The organism is Mycobacterium sp. IS-836 (assembly GCF_001954275.1).
Classification (GTDB): domain Bacteria; phylum Actinomycetota; class Actinomycetes; order Mycobacteriales; family Mycobacteriaceae; genus Mycobacterium.
Genome location: NZ_MBEU01000062.1, coordinates 24,573 through 38,554, shown reverse-complemented (window position 1 = coordinate 38,554; position 13,982 = coordinate 24,573). Strand labels below are relative to the sequence as shown.

The following is a 13,982-nucleotide window of genomic DNA, read 5'->3' as shown; positions in this document are numbered from 1 at the left end:
TGATGTTTTCCGTTGTGCCGCGGTGACCGCGTCAGCTTACTCGTAGCGTTTTGTCTACTCGCCCGTCGCCTTCGCAATGATCTCCTTCGACACCTGCGCCGGGACTTCGGCGTAGCTGTCGAACACCATGGAGTAGTTCGCCCGGCCTTGCGTCTTGGACCTCAGGTCGCCGACGTAGCCGAACATCTCGGACAGCGGCACGTGTGCCCGAACGACGCGCGCACCGGCCCGCTCCTCCATGGCCTGGATCTGGCCACGGCGGGAGTTCAGGTCGCCGATCACGTCACCCATGTAGTCCTCGGGTGTGGTCACTTCGACCGCCATGATCGGCTCCAGGATCACCGGCTGGGCTTGCGCCGCAGCCTTTTTCAGTACCTGCGACCCCGCGATCTTGAACGCCATCTCCGAGGAGTCCACCTCGTGGTACGCGCCGTCGAGCAGGGTGACCTTCAGGTTCACCAGCGGGTAGCCGGCCAGCACGCCGTACTGCATTGCGTCCTGCGCGCCGGCGTCCACCGACGGGATGTACTCGCGCGGGATGCGGCCACCGGTGACCTTGTTCTGGAACTCGTAGGTCGCGCCGTCTTCGCCGGTGAACGGCTCGAGGTTGATGATGACCTTCGCGAACTGGCCCGAGCCACCCGTCTGCTTCTTGTGGGTGAACTCGACGTTCTGCACCACCCGCTTGATGGTCTCCTTGTAGGCCACCTGCGGCTTGCCGACGTTGGCCTCGACCTTGAATTCGCGGCGCATCCGGTCCACCAGGATGTCCAGGTGCAGCTCGCCCATGCCGCCGATCACGGTCTGGCCGGTCTCGGAATCGAGGTGCACCTTGAACGTCGGGTCCTCTTCGGCGAGCTTCTGGATCGACAGGGACAGTTTCTCCTGGTCGCTCTTGGTCTTGGGCTCGATGGCCACCTCGATCACCGGGGCGGGGAACGTCATCGACTCCAGCACGACCTGCTGGTTCGGGTCGCTCAGGGTGTCACCGGTGGTGGTGTCCTTGAGGCCGATCACCGCGTAGATGTGACCCGCGGAAGCGCGCTCGACTGGGTTCTCCTTGTTGGAGTGCATCTGGAACAGCTTGCCCAGCCGCTCCTTCTTGCCCTTGGTGGCGTTGATGACCTGGCTGCCGGACTCGACGGTGCCTGAGTACACGCGGATGTAGGTCAGCTTGCCGAAGAACGGGTGCGTGGCGATCTTGAACGCCAGCGCGGAGAACGGCTCGTCGGTGGTCGCGTTGCGCACGACCTCCTCGTCCTCCTTGCCCGGCGCGTGCCCGACGGCCGGCGGCACGTCCAGGGGCGACGGCAGGTAGTCCACGACTGCGTCGAGCATGGGCTGCACGCCCTTGTTCTTGAACGCGCTGCCGCACAGCACCGGATAGATCTCCGATGCGATGGTCAGCTTGCGAATCGCGGCCTTGATCTCCTCGACCGTGATCTCCTCGCCGCCTACGTACTTCTCCAGCAGCTCCTCGTCGGTCTCCGCTACGACCTCGAGCAGCTTCGTCCGGTATTCCTCGGCCGTTTCGGCGAGGTCGGCCGGGATCTCGACGGTGTCGTAGGTCTCGCCGAGCTTCGTTTCACCGCGCCACACCTTGGCGTTCATCTCGACCAGGTCGACGATGCCCTCGAAGTCGCCCTCCGAGCCGATCGGCAGCTGGATCGGCACCGCGTTGGCGCCGAGGCGCTCCTCCATCGTGCGGACCGAGAAATAGAAGTCCGCGCCGATCTTGTCCATCTTGTTGACGAAGCAGATGCGGGGGACGTCGTACTTGTCGGCCTGCCGCCAGACCTGCTCGGACTGCGGCTCGACGCCCTCCTTGCCGTCGAACACGGCAACGGCCCCGTCGAGCACGCGCAGGTTGCGCTCCACCTCGACGGTGAAGTCGACGTGTCCCGGGGTGTCGATGATGTTGAGCTGGTTGTCTTTCCAGAACGTCGTCGTGGCCGCGGAGGTGATGGTGATTCCGCGTTCCTGCTCCTGTTCCATCCAGTCCATGGTGGCTGCGCCGTCATGGACCTCACCGATCTTGTAGTTGATGCCGGTGTAGTACAGGATCCGCTCGGTGGTTGTCGTCTTGCCGGCATCGATGTGCGCCATGATGCCGAAGTTGCGGACCTTGCTCAGGTCGGTCAGCACGTCCTTCTGTGCCACAGAAGTCTTCCCACTCTTTCTAAGTTGCTTAGTTAACTCGCTGTCGGTTTGCGCCCGGCCGGCCGCACTGCCGGTTGGCGCCCTTCCGGCCCCTACCAGCGATAGTGCGCGAAGGCGCGGTTTGCCTCGGCCATCTTGTGGGTGTCCTCACGCCGCTTGACGGAGGCCCCGAGGCCGTTGCTGGCGTCCAGGATCTCGTTTGCCAGCCGCTCGATCATGGTCTTCTCCCGGCGCTGCCGAGAGAAGCTGACAAGCCAGCGCAGCGCCAGCGTGGTGGACCGGTCCGGACGCACCTCGACGGGCACCTGGTACGTCGCACCACCGACGCGGCGGCTGCGCACCTCCAGGGCGGGCTTGACGTTGTCGAGAGCGCGCTTGAGGGTGATTACAGGATCGGTGCCGGTCTTTTCCCGGGCGTTCTCGAGCGCTCCATAAACAATGCGCTCGGCCAGCGATTTCTTCCCCTTGAGCAGAACTTTGTTGACCAGCTGGGTGACCAGCTGCGATCCGTAGACAGGGTCGTTGACCAGCGGACGCTTGGGCGCGGGCCCCTTGCGCGGCATTAGCTCTTCTCCTTCTTGGCGCCGTAACGGCTGCGAGCCTGCTTGCGGTTCTTGACACCCTGGGTGTCGAGCGAACCGCGGATGATCTTGTACCGCACACCGGGCAGGTCCTTGACTCGGCCACCACGCACCAGCACCATCGAGTGCTCCTGCAGGTTGTGGCCCTCACCGGGGATGTAGGCGGTGACCTCGACCTGGCTGGTCAGCTTCACGCGCGCGACCTTGCGAAGCGCCGAGTTCGGCTTCTTCGGGGTGGTGGTGTACACGCGGGTGCATACGCCACGGCGCTGCGGGCTGCCCTTCAGAGCCGCGGTCTTGACCTTGCCGATCTTGTCCCGACGACCCTTGCGGACCAGCTGCTGAATGGTTGGCATCTACCGGCTTTCTGTGTTCGGCGTCTTGCTAGCTCGGGTGGTGTCGCATGCGCTCAGCACCGGATTCATCCGTTGCATCGTGGACATGCGAATTCGCCCGGCATCCACTTCCTTACGTCAGGCGCCGTAAGCCGCCAGGCACGAGCAACCACAATACCCGCCGCTGGTCGTGCAGGTCAAAGTGGCTTAGGTCGGGTTCGCGCCCTTGTGCGCCGTCCGCCTTTCCAGGCCCGTCGCGAGGCGCAGCACCATGTCGGAGAACAGCGCATCCGTGTCGATGTCGTCCATCACACCCGTCATTTCCAGCAACACGAAGCCGTGCAGCGCGGACCAGAATTCGAGCGCCGCGTAGAACGCCTCCTCCCCGTCCAGTCCGTAGGAGGACAGCACCGCGATCACGGGCGCGGCCGCGTTGCGGGTGGCGGCGGTGTACTCGGGGTCGTCACCGCCCAGCGGCATCCGGGTGAACGCCGAGTAGCGCCCCGGATGGTGGTGGGCGTAGCTGCGGTAGGCACCGGCCATGACCAGCACCGCGTCGTCGCGGGCCCGCCCCTCGCCGACGCGGTTCAGCATCGTGATGATGTCGTCGATGACCCGGATCCGCACCGCGCGCCGCAGGTCCTCCAGGCTGTCCACGTGGTTGTACAGCGATGGCCCCTTGGTCCCGAGCTGCGTCGCGAGCGCGTTGATGGTCAGCGAGTCCCAGCCTTCCCGGTCCAGGAAGGTCAGCGCGCCGTCGACGATGCCGTCGCGGCTCAGCTTGGCCGGGCGGGAGGCGGACCTCCCGGCGCGTTGTCGCCCGCCGGCTGACGGTTGTTCCGGCTGAGCTGTCATGGCGACCGCACCTCGATTTCACTGAACGGTTGGAGGTCAACTAATGACTCTAGTTGACGCAGGCGGGAAACGGACCCGGCCCGGCCGGGGCGGCGCCGCGGCGATGTGAGAGAAAAAAGTCTGCCATCGAGCAGGCAAATGCACGTACGCTCAGTCCAGCGAATACCAGCCGAAGCGAAGGGGGCCGGCAGTGAGGTGGACAACCGTCGCCGGGTCGCTTGCAACCTGTGCCATCGTTTCACTGACCGCCGGGGTACCCCCGGCCCACGCCAAGAACGGCGACACCCACGTCATCGGCCAGGGCGTCGAGCAGACGCTGGACTGCAACGACGCCACCCTGATCGTCAACGGCACCGATAACACCGTCAACGCGATGGGCAACTGCTGGGCGGTGACGGTGATGGGCTCGGGCAACACCGTCATCGCCGACTCGGTGACCCACGACATCACCGTGTACGGCTACAACCAGACGGTCTTCTACCACAACGGTGCGCCGATACTGTGGGATCGCGGCCGCGAATTGGGCATGACCAACCGGCTCCAGCAGGTGCCCGCCTGAGACAAGGGGATTCGACGAATGATGCGTGCAGCCCTAAACATTGAGCACCCACGCGGCCTGGCCGCCCTCGCGCTGGCGCCCGCGCTCGCGGCCCTGGTGCTGGCCGGCTGCAGTTCGACGGCCAACCCGCCCGGCGGATCCGCCACGACGACCGCGAGCAGCGCGACCACGACGACAAGCGCCGGGGCCGCGACCACAAGCACGAGCGGCGCGAGCACCACCGCATCGGTCGAGATCGGCAACACGCTGAACTACGGATCGATGGGAACCACGGCCACGCTCGACTGCGCCAGCGGTAAATCACTGAACGTGCTCGGTTCGAACAACACCCTGACCGTGACCGGCACCTGCGAGAAGGTGGACATCGGCGGCGCCAACAACAAGATCACGATCGACAAGATCAACACCAAACTTACGGTGCTGGGAACGGACAACACCATCACCTACAAAGACGGTGATCCAAAGGTCTCCAACCACGGCTCCGGCAACACCATCAACAAGGGCGGCTAACCGAAAGCCGTTGATGGCGTGTCTAATTCGCGGGCGTGCCGTGTCGGCCCGCTCCCCCGGCGAATCGGCCCGCCCCCTCTAGCGCCTCTGCGGCGACCCGGGAAATGCTGGCGAATTCGCCATCCAGCGCCGCGGATTCCGGCAGTCCCCACTGATTCAGCGCCGACAGCCGATCCGAGCGCAGGCACTGCTGCGGCAGGGCGGCCAATTCGGCCGCCAAGTCCTCGGCCGCCTGCCGGGCCCGGCCTTTGGGCACAACCCGATTCGCCAATCCCATCGCGAGTGCTTCGTCGGCTTTGACACCGCGGCCGGTGAGGATCATGTCCATCGCCCGGCTGTGCCCGATCAGCCGCGGTAGCCGCACGGTGCCGCCGTCGATCAGCGGCACGCCCCAGCGGCGGCAGAAGACGCCGAATACGGCGTCCTCCTCGGCCACCCGCATGTCGCACCACAACGCCAACTCCAGCCCCCCGGCGACGGCGTAGCCGCTCACCGCGGCGATCACCGGCTTGGAGAGAACCATTCGCGACGGGCCCATCGGCCCGGGACCGGTCCGGTGCACCGCGTTGGCATCCGCCGTGCCGAAGGACTTCAAATCGGCTCCCGCGCAAAAGGTTCCGCCGTCGCCCCACAGCACGGCCACCGACGCCGAATCGTCACGGTCGAATTGTTCGAAAGCCGCGTACAGCGCCGCGGCCGTCGGACCATTGACGGCGTTGCGCGCCTGCGGCCGGTTGATGATCACTGTCGTCACCGGGCCATTGCGCTCCACTCGCACCGGGTCACTCATGTCGCCTCCTGGAGTTGGGTCGGTTCGCGTCGCTTGAGAAGCTCGGCAGCGAAGTCGTGGTACGCCGCGCGCAGCCGGGCACCCGGCCAGTCGGGCGGTAGCAATTCGTCGGGCAGCACCGGGTCGGTGAGCAGGTGTCGCACCGTCGCCGCGGCCACCATAAAGCGGGCGGGAACGTCGGGCGCGGCGGCCATCTCGTCGAGCAGTCGGTGGCCGGTCTGCGCCCACGCGGGCAGATCCCACAGCCGCCCGGCGAGCTCAGCGGGGGCGTCGTCGCGCGCCGTCAGGGTCCGCACCTGGGCTTCGAGTTTGCGATCCAGGTCCAGCTCCAGGTTGTCCGGCCGCATCCACACGCCCTCGCGCAGTTCGCCAAAGCGCTTGCTGTGCATGGCGGTTCGTAGGGCCGCCCTGGTACGCGCGTCGTTGCCCACGCTCGTCACGATCAGGAGGACCCAGCCGCCGCGCCAGGCCCGGACCCGTGGATCGATGGCATCGTCCTGCCGGCGCTGGCGGGCCAGCAGGCGATCCGACAGCCGGTAGCCGTCGGCGGAGCGGATCAGGTCGCCGGCGCCGACCATGCGGGTCAGGGCGACCCGCAACGTCGCCTCCTTGATGCCGAAATCGTTTGTCAGCCTGATCAATTCGCTGGCGGTGGCCCAGGCGGGGTGGGCGCCGAGCAGCACACTGAGCACCACCGAGCGCGCCGTCATGTTGGGCATGGCTACACCTGTGACGCGCGGCGGCCGTAGTCCCCGAAGGGCTCGTCGCGATGCTTGACGGCGTCCCGGAAGCCATGCTTGACCGCATCGGCGACGAAGGCGTGCCCCTCCGGCGTGTGCCGGGCAACGCCGTCGAACACGGTGCTGACCATCCTGCTGGTGGCCACACCCTGTTGCAGCAGAGCGGAATTCAGCGCGAGCTTGACCATGATCAGCTGGTTGATCGGCACCGCCGCGATCCGCTCCACCAGGCGCTCGGTGCGCTCGTCGAGGTCTTTCGCGTCGGGCGCCTCGACGGCCAGGCCCCATTCGGCGGCTTGCGCTCCGGTGATGCAATCACCGGTCAGCAGAAGGCGTTTGGCGCGCTGGTCACCGAGCCGGTGCGCCCACAGGCCCGCCGCCGGGACGCCCCACACCCGGGTTGGCGGGTAGCCGATCTTGGCGTCGGCGGCGGCGATCACCTGGTCGGCGTGCAGCGCGATATCGGTGCCGCCGGCCACGCAGTAGCCGTGGATCTTGACCACCGTCGGCTTGTCGGCATGCATCAGGCTGGCGAAGCCGCGCACGAAGCGGCTCATCATCTGGTAGTCGATCATCGGGTCCCACGGCTGATCCGGCAGGTGGTTGACCGCCTGCGTCTTGCCGTCGAGCACCGTGCCCGCATACGCGCCCGTTCCGCCGGCCGAACCGGTCCGGTCCGCATAGGCGGACAGATCGAAGCCCGCGCAGAAACCCTCGCCCCGACCGGACACCAGGATGACATGCACGTTCGGGTCAAGGTCGGCACGCTCCACCAACGCCGAGAGCTCCAGCGGGGTGTCGGCGACGATCGCGTTGCCCTTCTCGGGCCGGTTGAAGGTGATGCGGGCAACCCGGTCGGTGACCTCGTAGGTCATCGTCTTCAGGTTGTCGAAGTCGACGGGCCTGATGGCGTGAGTCATCCCTTTACTAGAGCACGCTCGAGGATGGGCGCGAGGTCCAGGCCGGTCGGCATGGTGCCGTATGCCCCACCCCACTGGCCGCCCAGCCGGGTGGCCAGGAAAGCCTCGGCGACGGCCGGATGGCCGTGGCGCACCAGCAGCGAACCCTGCAGCGCCAGCGAGATGTCCTCGGCCACCTTGCGGGCCCGGTAACCGATTGTGTCCATGTCGGTGAGATCTTGCCGCAGCCCCTCGACATGGCGGCCCAGTCGCGGATCCTGGCCGGTGCTCTCGTCGAGTTCGGCGAACAGCACCTCGACGCACTCGGGGCGAGTTGCCATGGCGCGCAACGTGTCCAGCGCGCTGACATTGCCCGAGCCCTCCCAGATGCCCATCAGCGGGGCCTCACGGAACAGGCGCGGCATGCCCGAGTCCTCGACATAGCCGTTGCCGCCCAGGCATTCCAGCGCCTCGGCGGCGTGCGGGGTGGCGCGCTTGCATACCCAGTACTTGCTGGCCGCCAAGCCGATGCGGCGCAACAGCGCCTCCCTTTCGTCCCCGCGCAGCGCCTTGTCGGTGGCACCGGCCATCCGCATCGCAACGATGGTGGCGGCCTCGGCCTCGACCGCGAGGTCGGCCAGCACGTTGCGCATCAACGGCTGGTCGATCAGGTAGGCGCCGAACGCCTTTCGGTGCTGGGCGTGGTGGATGGCACGGGTCAGGCCGGTGCGCATGCTGGTGGCGCTGCCCAGCGTGCAGTCGAGCCGGGTGAGGTTGACCATCTCGATGATGGTCGGCACCCCGCGGCCCTCCTCGCCGACCAACCATGCGATGGCGCCGTCGTATTCGACCTCGCTCGAGGCGTTGGCGTGGTTGCCCAGCTTGTCCTTGAGGCGCTGCAGGAACATTCGGTTGCGGCTGCCGTCGGGCAGTATCCGCGGCAGCAGGAAGCAGGACAGGCCGCCCGGGGCCTGCGCGAGCACCAGGAAGATGTCGCACATCGGCGCCGAGGTGAACCACTTGTGACCGGCCAGGCGGTAGCTGCCGTCGCCGTTGGGGATTGCCTCGGTGGTGCCGGCGCGCACGTCGGAACCGCCTTGCTTCTCCGTCATCGACATGCCGGCCGTGATGCCCCGCTTGGTGGTGGCCAGCTTGAGTTCGGGATCGTATTCGCGACTGGTCAGCAACGGCTCGTAAACGGCCGCCAGTTCTGGGTTGTAGCGCAGCGCCGGGACGACGGCGTAGGTCATCGAGACCGGGCAGGTGTGTCCGGGCTCGACGTTCCAGACCGACATCTTGGCGGCCCGCACCACATGGTTGCCCGGGCGCTCGTCGGCCCACGGCGCCGCGTGCAGGCCGTGCCCGATCGCGGTGCGCATCAGCTCGTGGTAGGCGGGGTCGTACTCGACCTCGTCGACACGGTGACCGTAGCGGTCGTGGGTGTGCAGGATGGGCCGGTTGCGGTCGGCGAGTTCACCCCAGCGCTGGGCTTCGCGGCTACCGGCGATCGCGCCCACCTCGGTCACCTCGTCGACGCCCCATTGCCCGCCCTCGCGGATCAGGGCCTCGACGAGCACGGCGGACGTCGCGGGGTTGTAGTTCTCCAGCGGGGGAACCTGGTTGGTGACGGCATGGGTATCGGGCATGCCGTCCATATTACATTTTCCCGACAGCCGCACAAGAGGTGTAATAGCGGCGAGGACCTTGACTAGGCGGTGTTCTCCCGCAGGAAGGCGATGTCGTCCTTGCGGCCCGCGTCGGCGGTTTCGCAGATCACGGGCGCATCGGCAGCCTTGACCGCCGCGACGAGTAGGTCGGTATCGATCTGGCCGCTGCCCAGGTTGGCGTGGCGGTCGGCGCCCGAGCCCGCCGCGTCCCGTGAGTCGTTGCAGTGCACCAGGTCGATGCGTCCGGTCAGGGCCTTGATCCGGTCGACCGCGTCGATCAGCTCCTCACCCGCGGCCCAGGCATGGCAGGTGTCCAGGCAGAAGCCAATTCCCTTGTCTCCGATGTGATCCCAGAGCCGTCCGATCGTGTCGAAGTGGCGGGCCATCGCATGGTCACCGCCCGCGGTGTTCTCCAGGTACACCTGCACGTCTGATTCGAGGTAGTCCAGCGCCTTGACCCAGCGCTCGAATCCGGCCTCCATGTCGTTGTCGTCGGCGTGGCCGCCATGCACTATTACCGCCGTCGCGTTGATTGCGGCGGCGGCGTCGCAGGTGTCCTGCAAGATCTTTCGCGACGGGATGCGGATGCGGTTGTTGGCAGACGCGACGTTGATGAGGTAGGGCGCGTGGACGTACAGCGGAATGGTCGACGCCTTCAGCGCCTCGGCGTCGTCACGCGGCTTCGGCTTCTTCCAGCTCTGCGGGTTGCCGAGGAAGAACTGCACCGCGTCGGCGCCGTCCGCCTGTGCGGCGGCCAGGGGATCGTCTTGGTGGACGTGTGAACCGATGAGCACGTCGGCCAGTCTAGTGCCGCGAGCAGACACAGAATCGCACTGCGGCGGCCCACGGCGTGCGACTCTGCGACGGCTGCCGAGCGCACGAAAAAGCCCCCGCAGGCTGCGGGGGCTTTTCGCATTGACTTACCGATAGTCGCTGTAGCCGTAATCGTCCAGTGGCACCGCGGCGCCGGTGGCCTGGCCGAAGTCCGGGCTGTAGTACTGATCCTCGTAGGACGGGATCGTGTACGCCGCGGCCCGGGCCTCCTCGGTGGGCTGCACCTGGATGTTGCGGTAGCGGTTGATACCGGTACCGGCCGGGATCAGCTTTCCGATGATCACGTTCTCCTTCAGACCGTTGAGCTTGTCGCTGCGGCAGTTGATCGCCGCATCGGTCAGCACTCGCGTGGTCTCCTGGAACGACGCCGCGGACAGCCACGAGTCGGTGGCCAGCGACGCCTTCGTGATGCCCATCAGCACCGGACGGCCGGCGGCGGGCTCGCCGCCTTCGGCCACCACCCGGCGGTTCTCCGCCTCGAACTCCGCACGGTCGATCAGCGAGCCGGGCAGGAACTCCGTCGCGCCCGAGTCGATGATGGTCACCCGGCGCAGCATCTGGCGAACGATCACCTCGATGTGCTTGTCGTGGATCGACACACCCTGAGCGCGATAGACCTCCTGGACCTCGCGGACCAAGTGGATCTGAACCTCGCGGGGACCCTGCACGCGCAGCACCTCGTGCGGGTCGGCCGAGCCTTCCATCAGCTGCTGGCCCACCTCGACGTGGTCACCGTCGGACAGCACTCCCTCGGAACCGTCGTCGTGCTTGAACACGCGCAGCCGCTGCCGCTTGGAGAGCTTGTCGTAGACGACTTCCTCGCCGCCGTCGTCGGGAATGATGGTGATCTTGTAGAAGCGCTCACCGTCCTCGAGACGGACCCGCCCGGTGACGTCGGCGATCGGCGCCTTGCCGCGCGGCACGCGGGCCTCGAACAGCTCCTGCACACGCGGCAGACCACCGGTGATGTCCTCACCGACACCACCCTGGTGGAAGGTGCGCATGGTCAGCTGCGTGCCGGGCTCACCGATGGACTGGGCGGCGACGATGCCGACGGCCTCGCCGATGTCGACCAGCTTGCCGGTGGCCATGGAGCGCCCGTAGCAGGTCGCACAGACGCCGGTGCCGGTGGTGCACGTCAGCACCGAGCGCACCTTGACCGACGTGATGCCGGCCGCCAGCAAGGCGTCGATCTCCGGGTCGCCCAGGTCCTCGCCGCGAGGGACGACGACGTTGCCCTTCTCGTCGACCGCGTCGGTGCCCAAAGTCCGCGCGTACGCCGAGGTTTCGATGTACGGGTCGCGGATCAGCGTGCCGTCGGGCTGGCGCTCGGCCAGCTCGACGACGATGCCGCGCTCGGTCTCGCAGTCGTGCTCGCGGACGATGACGTCCTGCGAGACGTCCACCAGGCGTCGGGTCAGGTAACCCGAGTCGGCGGTACGCAACGCGGTGTCCGCCAAGCCCTTTCGAGCACCGTGGGTGTTGATGAAGTACTCCAGCACGGTCAGGCCCTCGCGGAACGAGGACTTGACCGGACGCGGGATGAACTCACCCTTCGGGTTGGTCACCAGGCCCTTCATGCCGGCCAGCGTTCTGGTCTGCGTGAAGTTACCCGTGGCGCCCGAGTCGACGATGGTGATGATCGGGTTGTCGGCGGGATAGTGCTCCCGCAGCGCCTGACCCACCTCGTCGGTGGCTTCCTTCCAGATCTCCACCAGCGCCTCGTTGCGCTCGTCGTGGTTCAAAGCACCACGCTGGAACTGCTTTTCGACCTTGTCGGCCCGCTCCTCGTACTGGTCGAGGATCTCCTTCTTGCGCGGCGGCACCAGCACGTCGGCCATCGACACCGTGACACCACTGCGGGTCGCCCAGTAGAAACCGGCGTCCTTGAGCTTGTCGACGGTCTGCGCGACCACGATCATCGGGTAGCGCTCGGCCAGGTCGTTGATGATGGAGGCCTGCACCTTCTTGTGCATCTGCTTGTTCACGAACGCATACCCCAGCGGCAGCAGCTCGTTGAACATCACCCGACCGAGCGTGGTCTCGGCCATCCACGCGTCACCCGGCTGCCAGCCGGACTCGCCGAACAGCTCGGCCTCGAGCTCGGCGGGCGGACGCAGCTGGGTCAACCGCACCTTGATCTTGGCCCGCACCGACAGCACGCCGCGGTCGGCCGCCATGATCGCCTCGGCCGGCGAGGCGTACACGCCGGTCTCCGGACGGTCCTTGGCGGCCGCGACGTATTCACCGGTATCGCCCTCGACCTCGGTGGTCAGGTAGTACAGCCCGGTCACCATGTCCAGTCGCGGCATGGCCAACGGGCGGCCCGAGGCGGGCGACAGGATGTTGTTGGACGACAGCATCAGGATGCGCGCCTCGGCCTGCGCCTCCGCGCTCAACGGCAGGTGCACGGCCATCTGGTCACCGTCGAAGTCGGCGTTGAACGCCTCACACACCAGCGGGTGCAGCTGAATCGCCTTGCCTTCCACCAGCATCGGCTCGAAAGCCTGGATGCCCAGCCGGTGCAGGGTGGGCGCGCGGTTCAGCAGCACCGGGTGCTCGGCGATGACCTCTTCGAGGACATCCCACACCTGGGGACGCTGGCGCTCCACCATCCGCTTGGCGCTCTTGATGTTCTGCGCGTGGTTGAGGTCCACGAGCCGCTTCATCACGAACGGCTTGAACAGCTCGAGCGCCATCAGCTTGGGCAGACCGCACTGGTGCAGCTTGAGCTGCGGGCCGACCACGATGACCGAACGGCCCGAGTAGTCGACGCGCTTACCGAGCAGGTTCTGGCGGAACCGGCCCTGCTTGCCCTTGAGCAGATCCGACAGCGACTTCAGCGGGCGGTTACCCGGCCCGGTGACCGGGCGGCCGCGACGGCCGTTGTCGAACAGCGCGTCAACGGACTCCTGCAACATCCGCTTCTCGTTGTTGACGATGATCTCGGGGGCACCGAGGTCGATCAGCCTCTTGAGCCTGTTGTTCCGGTTGATCACGCGGCGGTACAGGTCGTTGAGGTCGCTGGTGGCGAACCGGCCACCGTCGAGCTGCACCATCGGGCGCAGCTCTGGCGGAATCACCGGGACGGCGTCGAGCACCATGCCCATCGGCGAGTTGCCCGACTGCTGGAACGCGGCGACCACCTTGAGGCGCTTGAGCGCACGAAGCTTCTTCTGCCCCTTGCCGTTTCGGATGACGTCACGCAGCGAGTCGGCCTCGGCGTCGATGTCGAAGTTCTCGATCAACTTCTGGATCGACTCCGCGCCCATGGCGCCGGTGAAGTACTCACCGTAGCGATCGACCAGTTCGCGGTAGAGGTTCTCGTCGACGATCAGCTGCTTGGGAGCCAGCTTGGTGAAGGTGCTCCAGATGTCCTCCAGCCGGTCCAGCTCACGCTGGGCGCGGTCACGGATCTGGCGCATCTCGCGCTCGCCGCCGTCGCGAACCTTGCGCCTGGCGTCGGCCTTGGCGCCCTCGGCCTCCAGCTCGGCAAGGTCGGCTTCGAGCTTCTGCGCACGGGCCTCCAGCTCGGCGTCGCGCTGGTCCTCAACACCCTTGCGCTCCACCACCATTTCGGCCTCGAGCGTGGACAGCTCGTTGTGCCGCATCTCGTCGTCGACGGAAGTGATCACGTACGCGGCGAAGTAGATGATCTTCTCGAGATCCTTCGGCGCGAGGTCGAGCAAGTACCCCAGGCGCGAGGGCACACCCTTGAAGTACCAGATGTGCGTCACCGGAGCGGCCAGCTCGATGTGACCCATCCGCTCGCGGCGCACCTTGGCGCGGGTCACCTCGACGCCGCAGCGCTCACAGATGATGCCCTTGAAGCGGACGCGCTTGTACTTGCCGCAGTAGCACTCCCAGTCGCGAGTCGGTCCGAAGATCTTCTCGCAGAACAGGCCGTCCTTCTCCGGCTTCAGCGTGCGGTAGTTGATCGTCTCCGGCTTCTTGACCTCGCCGTAAGACCATTGCCTGATGTCCTCCGCGGTGGCCAGGCCGATACGGAGTTCATCGAAGAAGTTGACGTCGAGCACGTAACTCCCTTTCCC

At 66.6% G+C, this 13,982-nt stretch carries 12 protein-coding genes; 2 read left to right on the top strand and 10 right to left on the bottom strand.

The genetic code is table 11. The annotated features are described in order from the left end of the window. Positions 1 to 54 precede the first annotated feature (54 nt). The 4 genes from fusA to A5747_RS16660 all read right to left on the bottom strand — a co-directional run bounded on the left by fusA (position 55) and on the right by A5747_RS16660 (position 3,931). A complete protein-coding gene (gene fusA, locus A5747_RS16675) occupies positions 55 to 2,160 on the bottom strand; it encodes an elongation factor G (RefSeq protein ID WP_076126176.1) in 2,106 nt (701 codons plus the stop codon). Positions 2,161 to 2,252: 92 nt separating this feature from the next. Beyond that, on the bottom strand, positions 2,253 to 2,723 hold the full coding sequence (gene rpsG, locus A5747_RS16670) for a 30S ribosomal protein S7 (protein WP_066907284.1): 471 nt from the start codon (positions 2,721 to 2,723) through the stop codon (positions 2,253 to 2,255). Continuing rightward, complete coding sequence (gene rpsL, locus A5747_RS16665; protein ID WP_003879423.1) at positions 2,723 to 3,097, bottom strand: 30S ribosomal protein S12; 375 nt, start codon at positions 3,095 to 3,097, stop codon at positions 2,723 to 2,725. The genes rpsG and rpsL overlap by 1 nt, the downstream gene beginning before the upstream one ends. A 186-nt stretch (positions 3,098 to 3,283) precedes the next feature. Further along, the gene (locus tag A5747_RS16660) at positions 3,284 to 3,931 is read right to left on the bottom strand and encodes a TetR/AcrR family transcriptional regulator (RefSeq protein WP_076126173.1); all 648 of its coding nucleotides are present in this window, start codon (positions 3,929 to 3,931) and stop codon (positions 3,284 to 3,286) included. Positions 3,932 to 4,121: 190 nt separating this feature from the next. Here A5747_RS16660 and A5747_RS16655 point away from each other — a divergent pair, with 190 nt between their 5' ends. Continuing rightward, entirely contained in the window at positions 4,122 to 4,490 is a 369-nt protein-coding gene (locus A5747_RS16655; RefSeq protein WP_076126171.1) for a DUF3060 domain-containing protein, read from the top strand. Positions 4,491 to 4,511: 21 nt separating this feature from the next. Further along, positions 4,512 to 5,000 (top strand): DUF3060 domain-containing protein, encoded by a 489-nt coding sequence (locus A5747_RS16650; RefSeq protein WP_076126498.1) that lies wholly within the window; start codon positions 4,512 to 4,514, stop codon positions 4,998 to 5,000. 22 nt (positions 5,001 to 5,022) lie between these two features. Here A5747_RS16650 and A5747_RS16645 read toward each other — a convergent pair whose 3' ends face one another. From A5747_RS16645 to A5747_RS16620, 6 genes are all read right to left on the bottom strand, one after another. Then, the gene (locus A5747_RS16645) at positions 5,023 to 5,790 is read right to left on the bottom strand and encodes a crotonase/enoyl-CoA hydratase family protein (protein ID WP_076126170.1); all 768 of its coding nucleotides are present in this window, start codon (positions 5,788 to 5,790) and stop codon (positions 5,023 to 5,025) included. Beyond that, positions 5,787 to 6,509 carry a PaaX family transcriptional regulator C-terminal domain-containing protein gene (locus tag A5747_RS16640; protein ID WP_076126168.1) on the bottom strand — a complete coding sequence of 241 codons (723 nt, stop codon included), beginning with the start codon at positions 6,507 to 6,509 and terminating at the stop codon, positions 5,787 to 5,789. The genes A5747_RS16645 and A5747_RS16640 overlap by 4 nt, the downstream gene beginning before the upstream one ends. Before the next feature lie 2 nt (positions 6,510 to 6,511). Then, positions 6,512 to 7,450 (bottom strand): crotonase/enoyl-CoA hydratase family protein, encoded by a 939-nt coding sequence (locus tag A5747_RS16635; protein ID WP_076126166.1) that lies wholly within the window; start codon positions 7,448 to 7,450, stop codon positions 6,512 to 6,514. Next, positions 7,447 to 9,075, bottom strand: a complete 1,629-nt coding sequence (locus A5747_RS16630; RefSeq protein ID WP_076126495.1) for an acyl-CoA dehydrogenase family protein — start codon at positions 9,073 to 9,075, stop codon at positions 7,447 to 7,449. The genes A5747_RS16635 and A5747_RS16630 overlap by 4 nt, the downstream gene beginning before the upstream one ends. Positions 9,076 to 9,137: 62 nt before the next feature. Next, positions 9,138 to 9,890 carry a deoxyribonuclease IV gene (locus A5747_RS16625; protein WP_076126164.1) on the bottom strand — a complete coding sequence of 251 codons (753 nt, stop codon included), beginning with the start codon at positions 9,888 to 9,890 and terminating at the stop codon, positions 9,138 to 9,140. A gap of 126 nt (positions 9,891 to 10,016) precedes the next feature. Further along, positions 10,017 to 13,967, bottom strand: coding sequence for a DNA-directed RNA polymerase subunit beta' (locus A5747_RS16620; RefSeq protein ID WP_076126162.1), 3,951 nt, complete (start codon positions 13,965 to 13,967; stop codon positions 10,017 to 10,019). Positions 13,968 to 13,982 lie beyond the last annotated feature (15 nt).